Consider the following 18,007-nt stretch of genomic DNA (forward strand, 5'->3'; position numbering starts at 1 on the left):
TCGAACATGGTTGTGACGCGGAGCGTCACGGGCTGCATTCCCACGCAGAGCGTGGGAATGATCAAGTTGTTGCCGCTGGCCTCTTCGCGAGCAGGCTCGCTCCCACAGGGGAACGCATTCCAAATGTGGGAGCGAGCCTGCTCGCGAAAGCGTCCGATCAAACACCGCAAGAATCAGCGTCCGCAACATTTGCGTGCAACTGAGTCCAAGCATTTCCTCGCATCGCCCGGTTTTGGTGCTGTACTGCCTTGAGCATTTCGCGAAAGCGCGCAAGCCTGTGCATGGCATAAGTCTTGCGCGCTTTCCCATACGCCCAAGGCTCGCAGGAGGCACGCCGTGTCGATTCATGTCGCATTGCATCACGTCACGCATTATCGCTACGACCGCGCTGTCGAACTCGGCCCGCAGATCGTCCGCCTGCGCCCGGCGCCCCACAGCCGCACGCGAATTCTTTCCTATGCGCTGAAAGTCTCGCCCGAGCAGCATTTCATCAACTGGCAGCAGGACCCCCAGGGCAATTACCTGGCACGTCTGGTGTTCCCCGAAAAAACCGCAGAGCTGCGCATCGAAGTCGATCTGGTCGCGGAAATGGCGGTGTTCAATCCGTTCGACTTCTTCCTCGAACCGTACGCCGAGAGAATTCCGTTCAGCTACGCCGCCGATGAACGCAAGGAGCTGGCGCCGTACCTCGAAACCCTGCCGCTGACGCCAACGTTCAAGGCTTACCTGGACAGCATCGACCGCACGCCACTGCCGGCGGTGGATTTTCTGGTGGCGCTCAATCAGCGCCTCAGTGAAGACATCGGCTACCTGATCCGCATGGAGCCCGGCGTGCAGACTCCGGAGCACACACTGCAACACGCCTCCGGTTCCTGCCGTGATTCGGCATGGTTGCTGGTGCAGCTGTTGCGCAATCTCGGTCTGGCGGCGCGGTTTGTTTCCGGCTACCTGATTCAACTGACCGCCGACGTGAAAAGCCTCGACGGCCCGTCCGGCACCGACGTCGACTTCACCGACCTGCACGCCTGGTGCGAGGTGTATTTGCCGGGTGCCGGCTGGATCGGCCTCGATGCCACGTCCGGGTTGTTCGCTGGGGAAGGGCATATTCCGTTGGCCTGTAGTCCCGATCCGTCCTCGGCGGCACCGATCAGTGGTCTGGTCGAACCTTGCGAGACGCAGTTCAGCCATGAAATGTCGGTCGAGCGAATCTGGGAAGCGCCACGCGTCACCAAGCCCTACACCGATGAACAGTGGCGGGCGATCCAGGCACTGGGCCGGCAGATCGATGCCGACCTGCTCGAAGGCGATGTGCGCCTGACCATGGGCGGCGAGCCGACCTTCGTCTCCATCGACGATCCGGACGGCGCCGAATGGAACACCGCCGCGCTGGGGCCGGACAAGCGCCGGCTGTCCGCCGAACTGTTTCAGCGCCTGCGCAAGCAATACGCACCACAGGGGCTGGTGCATTTCGGCCAGGGCAAGTGGTATCCCGGCGAGCAGTTGCCGCGCTGGTCGCTCAATTGTTACTGGCGCCGCGACGGTCAGCCGATCTGGCACAACGACGCATTGATCGCCGACGAACAGCAGGACTATGGCGCCGACGGCGCACTGGCCGGACGCTTTCTCGCCAGCGTCGCCGAGCGTCTGAAGTTGCCTGCGCGCTTCGTCTTCCCGGCTTACGAGGATCATCTCTATTACCTCTGGCGCGAGGGCGCGTTGCCCGGCAACGTCAGCGCCGAAGATTCGCGTCTGGAAGAGCCATTGGAGCGCGCGCGATTGCGCAAGGTCTTCAGTCAGGGCCTGAACAAGGTGATCGGCCAAGTGCTGCCGCTGGCGCGCACGGCCAAGGGCGATCAATGGCAGAGCGGGCGCTGGTATCTGCGCGATGAGCACTGTCGCTTGGTGCCGGGGGATTCGCCGCTGGGTTACCGCTTGCCGCTGGCCTCGCAGCCGTGGGTGAAAGCGGCGGAATATCCGTTCATCTATCCCAACGATCCGAATCAGGACTTCGCTGAACTGCCGGATCCGGCGCAGCTCGGTGTGCACGGCGAACCTGCTGCGCTGGATGAGCGGGTGCCGAAAATCGATGAGTCCGCCGACTGGCTGACCCGTACCGCATTCTGCGCCGAGGCCCGCGAAGGCCGGCTGTATCTGTTCATGCCGCCGCTGGAGCGGGTCGAGGATTATCTGGAACTGGTCTCGGCCATTGAGGCCACTGCCGAAGAATTGCATTGCCCGGTGCTGCTGGAAGGCTATGAACCACCAAGTGATCCGCGCCTCAGCAATTTCCGTGTCACTCCGGACCCGGGCGTGATCGAGGTCAACGTGCAGCCATCGGCAAGCTGGGACGAGTTGGTCGAGCGCACCGAGTTTCTCTATGAACAGGCACGGCAAACCCGCCTGACCACCGAAAAGTTCATGATCGACGGGCGCCACACCGGTACCGGCGGCGGCAATCATTTCGTCCTCGGCGGCGCGACACCAGCGGACTCACCGTTTCTGCGGCGGCCGGATCTGCTGCGCAGCCTGATCAGTTACTGGCACAACCATCCTTCGCTGTCGTACCTGTTTTCCGGGCTGTTCATTGGTCCGACGTCCCAGGCTCCACGGGTTGATGAGGCGCGCAATGACGCCTTGTACGAACTGGAAATCGCCTTTGCGCAAATGCCGGAACCGGGCGAGGAATGTGCACCGTGGCTGGTCGATCGACTGCTGCGCAATTTGCTGATCGACGTCACCGGCAATACCCATCGCGCCGAATTCTGCATCGACAAACTGTATTCACCGGACGGCGCCACCGGGCGTCTTGGCTTGCTGGAACTGCGCGCTTTTGAAATGCCGCCCCATGCGCGCATGAGTCTGGCTCAGCAGTTGTTGCTGCGGGCGCTGGTCGCGCGGTTCTGGCGCGAGCCTTACGCGCCGGCGAAACTGGCGCGCTGGGGCACCGAGCTGCACGACCGCTTTCTGCTGCCGCACTTTATCGAAGAGGATTTCGCCGACGTTATCGTCGAACTCAACAACGCTGGCTACCCGTTGCGCGCCGAGTGGTTCGCGGCGCATCTGGAATTTCGTTTTCCCAAGGTCGGCGACTACGCCGTCAATGGCATCGAGCTGGAGCTGCGTCAGGCGCTTGAACCCTGGCATGTGCTGGGCGAGGAGGGCTCGGCGGGCGGCACGGTGCGCTACGTCGATTCATCGCTGGAGCGCTTGCAGGTCAAGCTCAACGGCCTGCCGCCACAGCGCTATCTGCTGACCTGTAATGGCGTCGCGGTGCCGTTGCACCCGACCGGACGAGTAGGCGAGTTTGTCGCCGGGGTGCGCTTTCGGGCCTGGCAACCAGCCAACTGTCTGCATCCGACCATAGCGGTGCACGCACCATTGGTATTCGACCTGCTCGATACCTGGATGGGGCGTTCGCTGGGCGGTTGCCAGTATCACGTGGCCCATCCCGGCGGGCGCAATTACGAAACCTTGCCGGTCAACGCCAATGAAGCGGAGAGCCGGCGCATGGCGCGGTTTTTCCGCCTCGGACACACGCCGGGGAAACTTCCCGTACCCAAAGTAGAAATCAATGACGAGCTACCGATGACCATCGATCTGCGCCGTTTCTAGAGCCTGCGCAACACGCGGATTTTTCGTATATCCGCGTGTCATGTGCCTGCGTTAGTCTGACCGTTCCCTGCTGTCTGCCGAGCTTTCCATGCCTGACCTGCTAGACCGCTACCCGCTGACCGCGGGCACCTATCACGAACTGCTCGACGGCAGCGGCGCGGTGCGCTCGCATTGGCAGCGCCTGTTCGATCAGTTGCAGCGCAGCAGTCCGGCGCAACTGGTGCAGCGCCAAGCCTTGCTGGCGCGGCAGATTCAGGAAAACGGCGTCACCTACAACGTCTATGCCGATCCCAAGGGCGCTGACCGGCCGTGGGAGCTGGATCTGCTGCCCCATGTGATCGCGGCAGATGAATGGCAGCAATTGTCCGCCGGCATCGCTCAGCGTGCGCGCTTGCTCAATGCAGTGCTGGCGGATCTGTACGGTCCGCAGCGGTTGATCAGCGAAGGCCTGCTGCCCGCCGAGCTGGTATTCGGACACAACAATTTTCTCTGGCCCTGTCAGGGCATTGCCCCGCCCGAATCAGCCTTTTTGCATTTGTATGCCGTGGATCTGGCGCGCACACCGGATGGTCGCTGGTGGGTCACTGCCGATCGCACCCAGGCGCCATCCGGGGCCGGCTATGCGCTGGAAAACCGCACCATCGTCTCCCGCGCCTTTCCCGATTTGTACCGGGATCTTAAGGTCCAGCATCTGGCCGGTTTCTTCCGCACCTTGCAGGAAACTTTGGCCCGTCAGGCACCGGAGGGCGATGACGCACCGCTGGTGGTGCTGCTGACACCGGGGCGGTTCAATGAAAGTTATTTCGAACATCTGTACCTGGCGCGCCAGCTCGGCTATCCGCTGGTCGAGGGCGGCGATCTGACGGTGCGCAATGCCACCGTTTACCTGAAAACCCTCAGTGGCCTGCGCCGGGTGCACGCGATCATGCGTCGCCTCGACGATGATTTCTGCGACCCGCTGGAACTGCGTACCGACTCGGCGCTTGGCGTCCCCGGTCTGCTTGAGGCGGTGCGGCAGGGGCGGGTGCTGGTGGCCAATGCGCTCGGCAGCGGCGTGCTGGAATCGCCGGGCCTGCTGGGTTTTTTGCCGAAGATCAATCAGTTCCTGTTCGGCGAGGAACTGATCCTGCCGTCGATCGCCACCTGGTGGTGCGGTGAAGCGCCGGTGCTGGCGCAGGCGCTGGAAAAACTTCCGGAGCTGTTGATCAAACCGGCGTTCCCGTCGCAGAGCTTCGCGCCTGTTTTCGGCCGTGATTTGAGTGAAAGCCAGCGCCTCGAGCTGGCGCAGCGTATGCAGGCACGGCCTTATGCCTACGTCGCGCAAGAGCTTGCGCAACTGTCGCAGGCGCCGGTGTGGCAAGCCGAAGACGGTCATCTGCAACCCCGCGCGATCGGCATGCGCATGTATGCGGTGGCCAGCCACGACGGCTACCGCGTGTTGCCGGGCGGTCTGACCCGAGTGGCGGCCGAGGCTGATGCCGAAGTGGTGTCGATGCAGCGCGGCGGGGCGAGCAAGGACACCTGGGTGCTCAGCGACCGTGCGCCGAGTGGCGAGCAGTGGAAGGCGCAGCGCAATGTCGGCGTGCACGATCTGGTGCGGCGCGATCCTTACCTGCCATCGCGGGTAGTGGAGAATCTGTTCTGGTTCGGCCGCTACTGCGAACGCTGCGACGACAGCGCGCGGCTGCTGCGCATCATGCTCACGCGTTACGTCGATGGCGATGATCCGCAGGCGTTGCAGGCGGCGGTCGATCTCGGCGAGCGGCTGGCGCTGTTGCCCGATGAAGGCGAACTGCCGGAGCGCCTGCTCGCTGCGCTGCTGGGCGAGGACTGGTCGTTCAGCCTGCGTTCCAACTTGCAGCGCTTGCAGTGGGCTGCGTCGCAAGTGCGCGGCAAGCTGTCCCGGGAAAACTGGCAGGCGCTGGTCGAGTTGCAGCGCGAGGCGCTGGAGCTGGAAGTCGATGAACCGGACTTCGGCGAACTGCTGGATTTCCTCAACCGTCTGGTGATGTCGCTGGCAGCGCTGTCGGGGTTTGCGCTGGATGACATGACCCGTGACGAAGGCTGGCGCTTTCTGATGATTGGCCGGCGCATCGAACGCCTGCAATTTCTCAGCAGCAGCCTCGCCGCGTTTCTGCGCGGTGCGGGTGCGTTCGATCAGGCGGGGCTTGAGTGGTTGCTGGAGTTGGGTAACAGCAGCATCACCTACCGCTCGCGCTATCTGGCAGTGGCGCAACTGATTCCGGTGCTCGATCTGCTGTTGCTGGATGAGCAGAACCCCCACGCGGTGCTGTTTCAGCTGAAACTGGTCACCCGCACGCTGAAACGCTTGAACGACGACTTCGGCGCACCTCGCGAAACCGCGCTGCCGCAGCTGGTCGAACGCCTCTCGCGGTTTGATCTCGGTTGTCTGGAGAACCCGCTGTTCGGCAAATCCAGCGTACGTGCCGCGCTGGATGGTCTGGCCGATCTGTTGCAGGAAATCGCCGAAGCCAGCGGCCAGGTATCGGATCGTCTGGCCCTGCGCCATTTCGCCCATGTCGATGATGTCAGCCAGCGAACGGTGTCCGTGTGATGAGCGCTCAGTACCAGATCTTTCACGACACCTGTTATCACTACGACAGCCCGGTCTCCCTCGCGCAGCAACTGGCGCACCTGTGGCCGCGCGAATGCAGCTGGCAGCGCTGCACCGAGCAGCAGTTGCTGATCAGCCCCGAACCGACCATGCGCCGGGATGAGCTGGATGTTTTCGGCAATCCGCTGACGCGGTTGGCCTTTGAGCGGCCCCATGACCAATTGCAGGTCAACGCCCGGCTGACGGTCGAAGTGCTGGCGCGGCCGGCGCTGGATTTCAACCAGTCGCCAGCGTGGGAGCAGACCCGCGATGCGCTGACCTACAGCAGTCAGCCGTTGTCCGCCGACTTGCTCGAAGCCTGTCGCTACCGGTTCCAGTCACCTTATGTGCATTTGAAGCGCAGCTTCGTCGAGTTCTCGCAAAGCTGTTTTCCGCCAGGGCGACCGTTGCTGCTCGGCGTGCAGGCGCTGATGCAGAAGATCTTCAGCGAATTCACCTTCGATGCCGAAGCCACCCAGGTGGCGACACCGCTGGTGGAAGTGCTGGAGCGTCGACGCGGCGTGTGTCAGGACTTCGCTCATCTGATGCTGGCCTGTGTGCGCTCGCGCGGTCTGGCGGCGCGTTATGTCAGCGGCTACCTGCTGACCCAGCCGCCGCCGGGACAGCCACGCCTGATCGGCGCCGACGCCTCGCATGCGTGGGTATCGGTGTTCTGTCCGGTATCGGGCTGGGTGGATTTCGATCCGACCAACAATGTGCGGCCGGCGCTGGAACACATCACGTTGGCGTGGGGAAGGGATTTCTCCGATGTGTCGCCGTTGCGCGGAGTGATTCTCGGTGGCGGTAATCACGACCCGGAAGTGCGAGTTACGGTGATGCCTCAGAATTGATGAGTCTTCAAATGTGGGAGCGAGCCTGCTCGCGAAAGCGTCAGGTCAGCCAATAGATTTGTAACAGATATATCGCATTCGCGAGCAGGCTCGCTCCCACAGGGGATTTTGGTGTTTCAGGGAAAGCAGGGCTGTGAGGGCCGGCAGCAGAACTGCCAGCCCCGTCACAAATCCGCAGGGTCTGATTCGATCATCAAACCCGGTGGGGCTCAGGCGTCGGGCGTCTGATCTTTCGGTGCATCGGATGCATCAACATCATCATCGGTCGCCACTTCACCGTCAGGGTTCAGTGCCGCTTCTTCAGCGGTTTGCTTCTTGCGCTGAAGCTTTTCCTCTTTCTTCTGTTCCTTTGCCAGGTCTCGTTGACGTTTGGCGAAGGAGTAATTGGGTTTGGCCATGGGCGATCCTCTGGGGTCGAAGGTGAGGTTGAGCGGCGCGTATTCTGCCCTGTATCGGTGTCCGGGGGTTAACCGGGTTTTTGGTCGACCCACTTGGGTGTGACGGTCGGCTGCCACTGATCGAGGGCGTCGAGCAGGGAATCTGGCGATTCGCTCACTTGCAGCATGTCACGGTGTGGCGCGCGAACGAAGCCTTCGCCGACGATATGATCGAGAAAAGCCGTGAGTTTGCTGTAGAAACCGTTCACTTCCAGCAGCCCCAAAGGCTTGCCGTGGTAGCCGAGCTGGCCCCAGGTCCAGACTTCGAACAGCTCCTCCAGCGTGCCGAGGCCGCCGGGCAGGGCAATGAATGCATCGCTGAGTTCGGCCATCCGCGCCTTGCGCGCATGCATGCCGTCGACCACTTCCAGGCGCGTCAGGCTCTTGTGGCCGATCTCTTTGTCCATCAGGCTTTGCGGAATGATGCCGATCACTTCGCCGCCAGCGGCCAGCGCGGCATCAGCCACAATGCCCATCAAGCCGACCGCGCCGCCGCCGTAGACCAGCGTCAGATTTCGCTCGGCCAATGCCCGGCCAAGGGCCACGGCAGCTTCGGTGTAAGCCGGCACGGTACCGGCGTTGGCACCGCAAAACACACAAACGGATTTCAGCGACATGCGTTACTCCTGAGTCGATCAGGCGCACAGGGTAACGGCTGGCACGCTGCGCTCCAAGGACTAGACTTCGCGTTCAGGTGATTCAAAAGTACCGCTGGCGCCACAGGCGTAGGCGGCGAGCAAGCTGCACAACAGACCGTTAAAGAACATGACTTGCACTCCGTTTCAGTAGGTGGGCCGATCATAGGGCTGGCCGTACGAAATGGCCGTTAGATTGTGTCGATGAGTGTCATAGCCTGAAAGTTGTATACAATTTTTGACTCAAGTCATATGAACTTGCGATGATTTCAGGCAGTCTTTCCACCACTAGTGTTTTTGTTAACCCTGCCTTGGAGATTCACCATGTTTTCCAAAGTTGTTGCGGTATCCCTGCTGGCGCTGGCCAGCAGCCAATTGATGGCTGCCGAGTGCAAAACCACCGTTGATTCCACCGATCAGATGACCTTCAACACCAAGGAAATCGTGATCGACAAGAGCTGCAAGACCTTCACCGTCGAACTGACCCACTCCGGCAGCCTGCCGAAGAACGTCATGGGCCATAACCTGGTGATCAGCAAAAAAGCTGACATGCAGCCAATCGCTACCGACGGCCTGGCAGCCGGTATCGACAAGAACTACCTGAAGGATGGCGACGCCCGCATCATCGCGCACACCAAGATCATCGGCGCCAAGGAAACCGATTCGGTGACCTTCGATGTGGCCAAGGTAGCTGACGGTGACTACGGCTTCTTCTGCTCGTTCCCTGGGCACATCTCGATGATGAAAGGCACTATCGTCGTCAAGTAATCAGGGCCAATGTGGGAGCGAGCCTGCTCGCGAAGAGGCCATCTGCTTCACCGAAAGACTGATGGCCAAAGAAAAAGCCCGCTTAGGATCACTCCTCAGCGGGCTTTTTCATGCCTTTGAAAAATCAAGGCGCAAACGGCATGACCCGCTTGTGATGAGTCTTGTTGTACGTGTCGACAATGATCTTCGCCGCCTCGTCCCGCACCGCTTCACCGTGCAGAAACGCATCGATCTCGGCATAGGTCACGCCGTGCGCCGCTTCGTCCGGCTTGCCCGGCGACAAGTCTTCGAGGTCAGCCGTCGGCACTTTCTCGACCAGCGATTCCGGCGCACCAAAGCTGCGGGCAATCGCACGCACCTGATTTTTCACCAGGCCGCTGAGCGGGGCGAGGTCGCAGGCGCCGTCGCCGAATTTGGTGAAGAAGCCCATCACCGCTTCTGCCGCATGGTCGGTGCCAATCACCAGACCGCCCGCCACTCCGGCAATCGTGTACTGCGCCACCATGCGCATCCGCGCCTTGGTATTACCCAGCACGAAGTCCACCGACGCCGCCGGTTTGCCTTCGAACGCCGACACCTGAGCCGCCAGCGCCTTGACCGCCGGGCCGATGTTCACGGTGTGGATTTCGTCAGGGGCGATGCAGTCGAGCGAAGCCTTGGCGTCGTGCTCGTCGAACTGGGTTTCATACGGCAGGCGCACGGCGATGAATTTGTAGCGGTCGTCGCCGGTTTTTTCGCGCAGTTCACGTACCGCGCGCTGGGCCAGGAGGCCGGCGGTCAGTGAGTCGACGCCGCCGCTGATGCCCAGCACCAGGGTCTTGAGCCCGGAATTGACCAGACATTCCTGGATGAACGTCAGGCGCCGGGCGATTTCCGCCTGCAGGGCCTGATCGTCGGCGAACGGTGGTTGCACCTTGAGCTGCTCAGCAATCTCACGCTGTACGGCTTGCATGAATTCACTCCTTGCTAGATAGACTGGATTCGGCAGGAACCTTGAACACATGTCGCAAATAGGCGACGAAATTCGGATCTTTGCAGTGGGTCTTGCCAGGCTCGTCGGAGATCTTCGCCACCGGCTGGCCGTTGCAGGCGGTCATTTTAAGCACGATGCTCATCGGTTCGACACCCGGGATATCACAAGTGAGGTTGGTACCGATGCCGAAGCTCACATTGATGCGACCGTGCAGCGCGCGGAAAATCTCCAGCGATTTGGGCAGGGTCAGACTGTCGGAAAACACCAGGGTCTTGCTCATCGGGTCGATGCCGAGCTTGTGATAGTGCGCGATGCACTTTTCACCCCACGCCACCGGGTCCCCGGAATCGTGGCGCAGACCGTCGAAGAGCTTGGCGAAGAACAGATCGAAATCGCCAAGAAACGCATCGGTGGTAATGCAGTCGGTGAGGGCGATACCGAGCAGGCCACGGTATTCGCGAACCCAGCAATCGAGCGCGGCGATCTGGCTGTCGATCAGGCGCGGGCCGAGTTGCTGATGGGCCATGATCCACTCGTGAGCCATGGTGCCCAGCGGTTTCATGTCCAGCTCGCGGGACAGGTGCACATTGCTGGTACCGACGAAACGCCCGGGGAAATCATGCTTGAGCACGTTGACCACTTCGGCCTGCACGCCAAAGGAAAAGCGCCGACGCGTGCCGAAATCGGCGACCTGCAATTGCGACAGCTCATCGGCCGAAGCATTGGCGGTCAGCCAGTCGAACTTGCGATACAGCTGTTCGCGTGCCTGCTCCAGCGAAGTCTCCCGGTAGCGATAGCGATTGCGCACTTCGCTGACGATCGCCAGCAGCGGCACTTCGTAGAGGATCACATGCAGCCATGGCCCGCGCAGACGGATGAACAACTCTCCGTTCTCGATGCCGGTGTGCAGGTAACGCAGGTTAAAGCGGAACAGACCGAGGAAACGCAGGAAGTCCGGTTTCAGGAAGGTGATGCGCTCGAGAAAACTCAACTGATCGGCACTCAGGCTCAGCTCGGCCAGTCGCTCGATCTGGTGGCGGATCTCGGCCAGATACGGGCGCAGATCCTCGGCGTTGCGGCAGCGGAACTCCCATTCGACTTCGACGTTGGGGTAGTTGTGCAGCACCGCCTGCATCATCGTCAGCTTGTAGAAGTCGGTGTCGAGCAGGTTCTGCACGATGCGATCGGCAAACACACTCTCGCTCATAAACGGGTCTCCAGTTGCGCCGCGCCTGGCGCGGTCTATATCGATGGCGCTAGTGGCGCATATCGGCGGTGGGGATTGCCAGCATTTTTTCAGAGCGCCGCAGATCCACTTTGGGAGCGAGCCTGCTCGCGAATGCGGTGTGTCAGTTAAAGATGATGTGGCTGACCCGACGCTTTCGCGAGCAGGCTCGCTCCCACAGGGATCCCGGTTGACCTCACACCGGGCTATCGATTTGTTCAAGCATCCATTTCACAAAATCCCGCACCTTCGGCACTTCCGCCGCGTGCTCCGGGTAGGCCAGGTAATAGGCATCGCTGCTGGGCATCGCATGCTGCCAGGGTATGACCAGTTTGCCTTCGGCCAATTCCTCTTCCACCAGAAACCGTGGCAGCAGCGCCACGCCACATCCGACCTGGGCGGCGCGGATGCACATATAAAAGGTTTCGAAACGCGGCCCGTGGTAGCTGTGTTCGGTGTGGTAGCCCTGACTGTCGAACCAGTCGTGCCAGGCCTGCGGTCGCGAGGCATTTTGCAGCAGTACCAGGTCGGTGAGTTGCGTCGGGTCAGTGAATGGCGTGTCCGGCAGGCTGCCCGGGGCGCAGACCGGCACCAGTTGTTCGCCGAACAATTTCAGGCATTCGGTACCCGGTCGCGAAGCCTGGCCGAAATAGAAGGCCAGATCGCTGCGCCCCTGCAACAGATCATCGGCTTCCTGCTCGTTGCACAGATCCAGATGAATCGACGGATGGCGCAGGCGCCAGCCTTTCAGGCGCGGCACCAGCCAACGGGCGCCGAAGGTGGAAGGGGTAGAGACTCGCAGGACTTCGGTCTCGCCGCCGTAGGAACGCAGGTAATGCGTCGACATCTCCACTTGGCTGAGGATTTTTCTGACCTCGACCAGATACAAATCCCCGGCCGGCGTCATCTGCAAGCGCCGACGCACGCGGCGGAACAGCAAGTGCTGCAACAGTTCTTCAAGCTGTGCGACCTGTTTGCTCACCGCACTCTGGGTCAGGTTCAGCTCTTCGGCGGCGCGGGTAAAACTCAGGTGCCGGGTCACGGCCTCGAAGCATTGCAGCGCGGTGATCGAGGGCAAGTGGCGTCTGTTCAGCATGGCCAGTCCTTTTTCTTGTCTTTCGCTAGGCAGCATGAATAAACGGAATGATATCTGGCGTAAAGGTCGTTTGTTGCATCGCCGCAGTGAGGCTACAACTAAAGGCCTGCCCGGCCATGCAAAGGATGGCCGCACACATTCTGTTTTTGCTTGAGGAGAGACCGATGGTAGCCGCATTGCTTGATCGTCTGGGAGTCAACCCGGCCCTGTACCAGAACGGCAAGGTGCCGGTGCATTCGCCCATCGATGGCGGTGAAATTGCCTCGGTGAACTGGGAGGGCGCTGCCGAAGTCGAGCAACACATCAGTCGCGCAGATCATGCATTCGAGCACTGGCGCAAGGTGCCGGCGCCGCGTCGCGGCGAACTGGTGCGCCAGTTCGGCGAAGTGTTGCGCGAGTACAAGGCCGACCTCGGCGAGCTGGTGTCGTGGGAGGCTGGCAAGATCACTCAGGAAGGTCTGGGTGAAGTGCAGGAGATGATCGACATCTGCGACTTCGCCGTCGGCCTGTCGCGCCAGTTGTACGGTCTGACCATCGCCTCCGAGCGCCCGGGCCACCATATGCGTGAAACCTGGCATCCGCTCGGCGTGGTCGGCGTCATCAGCGCGTTCAACTTCCCGGTCGCAGTGTGGGCGTGGAACACCACCCTGGCGCTGGTCTGCGGCAACCCGGTGGTGTGGAAGCCATCAGAGAAAACCCCGCTGACCGCGCTGGCCTGTCAGGCGCTGTTTGATCGCGTAGTGAAGAATTTCAGCGATGCCCCGGCGAGCCTGTGCCAGGTGGTGATCGGCGGTCGCGATGCCGGCGAAGCGCTGGTCGATGATCCGCGTGTTGCGCTGATCAGCGCCACCGGCAGCACGCGCATGGGCCGCGAAGTGGCGCCGAAAGTCGCCGCGCGTTTCGCCCGCAGCATTCTTGAACTGGGTGGCAACAACGCGATGATCCTCGGCCCGAGCGCCGATCTGGACATGGCAGTGCGCGCGATTCTGTTCAGCGCCGTCGGCACCGCTGGGCAACGCTGCACGACTTTGCGCCGTCTGATTGCCCATGAGTCGGTCAAGGAAGAAATCGTCACCCGCCTCAAGGCTGCCTATTCGAAAGTACGCATCGGCCATCCGCTGCAAGGCAATCTGGTCGGCCCGCTGATCGACAAGCACAGCTTCGAAAACATGCAGGATGCGCTGGAACAGGCGCTGAGCGAAGGCGGCCGGGTGTTCGGTGGCAAGCGCCAACTGGAAGAGCAATTCCCCAATGCTTATTACGTGTCGCCGGCCATCGTGGAAATGCCCGAGCAGAGCGATGTGGTCTGCAGCGAAACCTTCGCGCCGATTCTCTACGTGGTCGGCTACAGCGATTTCGAGGAAGCGCTGCGCCTGAACAATGCCGTGCCGCAAGGCCTGTCATCGTGCATTTTCACCACCGATGTGCGTGAGGCCGAGCGGTTCATGTCGGCGGTCGGCAGTGACTGCGGCATCGCCAACGTCAACATCGGCCCGAGCGGCGCGGAAATCGGCGGCGCCTTTGGTGGCGAGAAAGAAACCGGCGGCGGCCGTGAGTCCGGCTCCGATGCCTGGCGCGCGTACATGCGGCGGCAGACCAATACCGTCAACTACTCGCTGGAATTGCCGTTGGCGCAGGGCATTACATTCGACTGACAGGTGGAGATCCTCTGTAGGAGTGAGCACTGTGGCGAGGGGATTTATCCCCGTTCGGCTGCGAAGCAGTCGTCGCTTTTGAAATTTTGGGGCCGCTCCGCGACCCAGCGGGGCGGTGCGACGTTTCGCTAAATCCCCTCGCCACAGGGGGCTCACTCAGGTTTGTGTGTTTGTTGGGTTTCTGTTGGAGTCTGGCAATGCCGTTACGCGAAGAATGTCTGTGGGAAACGCTCACGCCACAACGCCCGGATAACACCGCGCTCAAGGGCGAGGTCAAGGTCGATGTCTGTGTGATCGGCGCCGGGTTCACCGGGTTGTCAGCGGCGCTGCATCTGTTGGAAAAAGGCAAAAGCGTCTGCGTGCTGGAAGCGCATCGCGCAGGGCACGGTGGCTCCGGGCGCAATGTCGGGCTGGTCAACGCCGGCATGTGGATTCCTCCGGACGAGATCGAAGCGGGGTTCGGCGAGGCGGTCGGCAGTCAGCTCAACCGCATGCTCGGTGCGGCGCCGGCGCTGGTGTTCAGCCTTGTGGATAAATACGCTATCGATTGCCAATTGCGCCGCGAAGGCACTTTGCACATGGCGCATAACGCCAAGGGCGAGGCGGATCTGCGCAGTCGCGAGCAGCAATGGAAACGTCGTGGCGCGCCGGTCGAACTGCTCACCGGCAAGGCCTGCGAGCAAGCCACCGGCACGCAGAAAATCGCCGCCGCGTTGCTTGACCGCCGCGCCGGCACGCTCAATCCGATGGCCTATGTCACCGGGCTGGCCAATGCCGTGCGCGGGCTCGGCGGGCAGATGTTCGATCATTCGCCGGTGACTCGCCTCGAGCGCATCGGGCAGAACTGGTCGGTGCAAACCGCCCAGGGTTCGGTACTCGCTGAACAAGTGGTCATCGCCTCCAATGCCTATACCGAAGGCGACTGGACCGAACTCAAGCGCAATTTCTTTCCCGGTTATTACTACCAGGTCGCCTCGGTGCCACTTACCGAAGACGCTGCGCAAGAAATTCTCCCGGGCGGGCAGGGCTCGTGGGACACCCGTCAGGTATTGAGCAGCATCCGCCGTGACAAGGACGGGCGCCTGTTGCTCGGCAGCCTCGGCAATGGCAATCAGAAACCGACTTGGTTTCTCAAGGCCTGGGCCGATCGGGTGCAGCGGCATTATTTCCCCAATCTGAAGCCGGTCGAGTGGCAATGCACCTGGACCGGGCGCATCGCGTTTACCCCTGATCACCTGATGCGCCTGTTCGAACCGGCGCCGGGACTGGTGGCCGTCACCGGTTATAACGGTCGCGGCGTGACCACCGGCACGGTGGTCGGCAAAGCTTTCGCCGATTACCTGTGCAACGGCGATCCGCAGGCACTGCCGATTCCCTTCGCACCCATGCAGCCCCTGGCCGGTGTGGGCTTGCGCAGTTGCCTGTACGAGGCCGGGTTTTCCCTGTATCACGCGGGCCAGTGCCTGCGCATCGTTATTTGAGTGTTGAAATTTGTTGCCGCAAGCGGCGCTTTTGCATCCAGCGACTAGCCTGTAATGGTGCGGGTTGTAGCAGTCCCGCACCAGCAGTGTGCAGTTCGGTGACGCGGGCTGTTACAGGCTGGTTGCACGTCGTTTGTCGCTGCGGTTGCAATGATGGCGCGTGCGGGTTGCGCCTGAAAAAACAAATGGTTTCACCTTCCGCGGTTTAGACGGTTGCACGCCCAATGAAAATGGGACCGAAACAGTCGAAATAACAACAATGCAGCGACTTTTTGAAGAATAAAAAACCGATGGCACGGGCCTTGCTCTGAGCTTTGAGTGAAGTGAAGTCGCAGTGCCAACTAAAAAAAACCTTGGAGCACCACCTCATGTCCCAGACGTTTTACAAGAAAGGCTTTCTGGCCCTCGCAGTCGCTACTGCGCTGGGTGTTTCTGCGTTTGCTCAAGCTGATATCAAGATCGGTGTAGCGGGTCCTATGACCGGTGCCAACGCGGCATTCGGCGAGCAGTACATGAAGGGTGCACAGGCGGCGGCCGATGCGGTCAACGCGGCGGGTGGCGTCAACGGGGAAAAAATCGTCCTGGTCAAAGGCGACGACGCCTGCGAACCGAAGCAGGCAGTGACGGTCGCCAAGGACCTCACCAACCAGAAAGTCGCCGGCGTGGTCGGTCACTTCTGCTCCTCTTCGACCATTCCAGCGTCGGAAATCTACGACGAAGCCGGGATCATCGCGATCACTCCGGGCTCGACCAACCCGCAAGTGACCGAACGCGGCCTCAGCGCCATGTTCCGTATGTGCGGACGTGACGACCAGCAAGGCATCGTTGCCGGCGACTACATCGTCGACATGCTCAAGGGCAAGAAAGTCGTTGTGCTGCACGACAAGGACACCTACGGCCAAGGCCTGGCTGACGCCACCAAGGCTCAGCTGGAAAAACGCGGCGTCAAGCCTGTGCTGTACGAAGGCCTGACCCGTGGCGAGAAAGACTTCAGCACCATCGTCACCAAGATCCGTGGCGCCGGCGCCGATGTCGTCTATTTCGGCGGCCTGCACCCGGAAGCCGGTCCGCTGGTTCGTCAGCTGCGTGAACAAGGTCTGAAAGACGTCAAGTTCATGTCCGACGACGGCATCGTGACCGACGAACTGGTGACCACCGCTGGCGGCCCGCAATTCACCGATGGCGTGCTGATGACTTTCGGCGCCGACCCGCGCCTGTTGCCGGAAAGCAAGACCGTAGTAGACGCGTTCCGCAAGGCCGGCACCGAGCCTGAAGGCTACACCCTGTACGCTTACGCCTCGGTTCAGACCCTGGCGGCAGCGTTCAATGGCGCGAAGAAAAACGACGGCGAAGCCGCTGCCAAGTGGCTGAAGGCCAACCCGGTGAAAACCGTGATGGGCGAGAAGACCTGGGACGCCAAAGGCGACCTGAAAGTCTCCGACTACGTGGTTTACCAGTGGGACAAGGACGGCAAATACCACCAGCTGGAAAAGCAGAAGTAAGGGCTGAAGCGATCACTCGGCTCACTTGAAACCCTGTGGGAGCGGGCTTGCCCGCGATGGCGTCAGGTCAATCGACACACAAGTTGGCTGATCCACCGCTATCGCTGGCAAGCCAGCTCCCACAGGATTCAGTGGCGATCGGGCTGATCACGCTCCGACATTGCTCCGACGTACATCTGTATTTTTCCTAGAAGAACCGCGCGTCATGGGCGCGCAGGTTCTCACTGCGTGAGATTGCGTTATGGATGGTATTTTCCTGCAGCAACTGGTCAATGGCCTGACCCTCGGGTCGGTCTATGGCCTGATCGCCATCGGCTACACAATGGTCTACGGCATCATCGGCATGATCAACTTCGCCCACGGCGAGGTTTACATGATTTCCGCTTACCTGGCGGCAATCAGTCTGGCTCTGCTGGCTTACTTCGGTATCGAATCCTTCCCGCTGCTGATGCTCGGTACGCTGATCTTCACCATCGTCGTCACGGCGGTATATGGCTGGGTCATCGAGCGTGTTGCCTACAAACCCCTGCGTAACTCGACCCGCCTGGCGCCGTTGATCAGCGCTATCGGTATTTCGCTGATTCTGCAGAACTACGCACAGATCGCCCAGGGCGCCAAACAACAGGGCGTGCCTACGCTGCTGACCGGTGCCTGGCGTGTTGAAGTCGGCACCGGCTTCGTGCAACTGACCTACACCAAAGTCTTCATCCTGATCGCCGCGTTTGTCGGCATGGGGCTGCTGACCTACATCATCAAATACACCAAGCTCGGCCGCATGTGCCGTGCGACCCAGCAAGACCGCAAGATGGCCTCGATCCTGGGGATCAACACCGACCGGGTGATTTCGTACGTGTTCATCATCGGTGCAGCCATGGCGGCACTGGCCGGTGTGCTGATCACCATGAACTACGGCACGTTCGACTTCTATGCCGGCTTCATCATCGGCATCAAGGCGTTCACCGCAGCGGTTCTGGGCGGCATCGGTTCACTACCCGGCGCGATGCTCGGCGGGATCATCCTCGGCATCTCCGAGTCGCTGTTCTCCGGTCTGGTCAACTCCGACTACAAAGACGTGTTCAGTTTCTCGCTGCTCGTCCTCGTACTGGTCTTCCGGCCGCAGGGCCTGTTGGGCCGTCCTCTTGTGTCGAAGGTGTAAGC

At 61.1% G+C, this 18,007-nt stretch carries 13 protein-coding genes; 8 read left to right on the forward strand and 5 right to left on the reverse strand.

The window, feature by feature from the left end; translation table 11 throughout:
* Nucleotides 1-336 precede the first annotated feature (336 nt).
* The 3 genes from AB4N85_RS24565 (at nucleotide 337) to AB4N85_RS24575 (ending at nucleotide 7,077) form a co-directional block, all read left to right on the forward strand.
* On the forward strand, nucleotides 337-3,612 hold the full coding sequence (locus AB4N85_RS24565; protein WP_252868711.1) for a transglutaminase family protein: 3,276 nt from the start codon (nucleotides 337-339) through the stop codon (nucleotides 3,610-3,612).
* A gap of 88 nt (nucleotides 3,613-3,700) precedes the next feature.
* Nucleotides 3,701-6,187, forward strand: a complete 2,487-nt coding sequence (locus tag AB4N85_RS24570; protein WP_150741657.1) for a circularly permuted type 2 ATP-grasp protein — start codon at nucleotides 3,701-3,703, stop codon at nucleotides 6,185-6,187.
* Nucleotides 6,187-7,077: a transglutaminase family protein gene (locus AB4N85_RS24575; protein WP_110602754.1), complete on the forward strand. Its 891-nt coding sequence runs from the start codon at nucleotides 6,187-6,189 to the stop codon at nucleotides 7,075-7,077. The genes AB4N85_RS24570 and AB4N85_RS24575 overlap by 1 nt, the downstream gene beginning before the upstream one ends.
* Before the next feature lie 209 nt (nucleotides 7,078-7,286).
* Here the strand turns inward: AB4N85_RS24575 and AB4N85_RS24580 are convergent, their stop codons facing one another.
* Both AB4N85_RS24580 and AB4N85_RS24585 read right to left on the reverse strand, forming a co-directional pair.
* Nucleotides 7,287-7,475, reverse strand: a complete 189-nt coding sequence (locus AB4N85_RS24580; protein ID WP_016771927.1) for a hypothetical protein — start codon at nucleotides 7,473-7,475, stop codon at nucleotides 7,287-7,289.
* Between the two features lie 68 nt (nucleotides 7,476-7,543).
* Nucleotides 7,544-8,131, reverse strand: coding sequence for an LOG family protein (locus AB4N85_RS24585; protein ID WP_024011379.1), 588 nt, complete (start codon nucleotides 8,129-8,131; stop codon nucleotides 7,544-7,546).
* Between the two features lie 342 nt (nucleotides 8,132-8,473).
* Between AB4N85_RS24585 and azu the strand changes: the two genes are divergently transcribed.
* A complete protein-coding gene (gene azu / locus AB4N85_RS24590) occupies nucleotides 8,474-8,917 on the forward strand; it encodes an azurin (protein WP_095180948.1) in 444 nt (147 codons plus the stop codon).
* 124 nt (nucleotides 8,918-9,041) lie between these two features.
* Here azu and nadE read toward each other — a convergent pair whose 3' ends face one another.
* The 3 genes from nadE to AB4N85_RS24605 form a co-directional block, all read right to left on the reverse strand.
* On the reverse strand, nucleotides 9,042-9,869 hold the full coding sequence (nadE, locus tag AB4N85_RS24595) for an ammonia-dependent NAD(+) synthetase (RefSeq protein ID WP_252868713.1): 828 nt from the start codon (nucleotides 9,867-9,869) through the stop codon (nucleotides 9,042-9,044).
* A gap of 4 nt (nucleotides 9,870-9,873) precedes the next feature.
* Nucleotides 9,874-11,097 (reverse strand): nicotinate phosphoribosyltransferase, encoded by a 1,224-nt coding sequence (gene pncB / locus AB4N85_RS24600; protein ID WP_076565435.1) that lies wholly within the window; start codon nucleotides 11,095-11,097, stop codon nucleotides 9,874-9,876.
* Nucleotides 11,098-11,311: 214 nt separating this feature from the next.
* The gene (locus tag AB4N85_RS24605; RefSeq protein WP_041480716.1) at nucleotides 11,312-12,211 is read right to left on the reverse strand and encodes a LysR family transcriptional regulator; all 900 of its coding nucleotides are present in this window, start codon (nucleotides 12,209-12,211) and stop codon (nucleotides 11,312-11,314) included.
* 164 nt (nucleotides 12,212-12,375) lie between these two features.
* Between AB4N85_RS24605 and amaB the strand changes: the two genes are divergently transcribed.
* The 4 genes from amaB to AB4N85_RS24625 all read left to right on the forward strand — a co-directional run bounded on the left by amaB (nucleotide 12,376) and on the right by AB4N85_RS24625 (nucleotide 18,005).
* Nucleotides 12,376-13,866 (forward strand): L-piperidine-6-carboxylate dehydrogenase, encoded by a 1,491-nt coding sequence (gene amaB / locus AB4N85_RS24610; RefSeq protein WP_306274159.1) that lies wholly within the window; start codon nucleotides 12,376-12,378, stop codon nucleotides 13,864-13,866.
* A gap of 197 nt (nucleotides 13,867-14,063) precedes the next feature.
* Nucleotides 14,064-15,347, forward strand: coding sequence for an L-pipecolate oxidase (gene amaA / locus AB4N85_RS24615; protein ID WP_460066236.1), 1,284 nt, complete (start codon nucleotides 14,064-14,066; stop codon nucleotides 15,345-15,347).
* Between the two features lie 368 nt (nucleotides 15,348-15,715).
* Nucleotides 15,716-16,849 carry an ABC transporter substrate-binding protein gene (locus AB4N85_RS24620; protein WP_041480713.1) on the forward strand — a complete coding sequence of 378 codons (1,134 nt, stop codon included), beginning with the start codon at nucleotides 15,716-15,718 and terminating at the stop codon, nucleotides 16,847-16,849.
* A 241-nt stretch (nucleotides 16,850-17,090) separates the two neighbouring features.
* Nucleotides 17,091-18,005, forward strand: coding sequence for an ABC transporter permease subunit (locus AB4N85_RS24625; protein WP_041480712.1), 915 nt, complete (start codon nucleotides 17,091-17,093; stop codon nucleotides 18,003-18,005).
* Nucleotides 18,006-18,007: the final 2 nt, after the last annotated feature.

This window comes from Pseudomonas sp. H1_G08 (assembly GCF_054681355.1).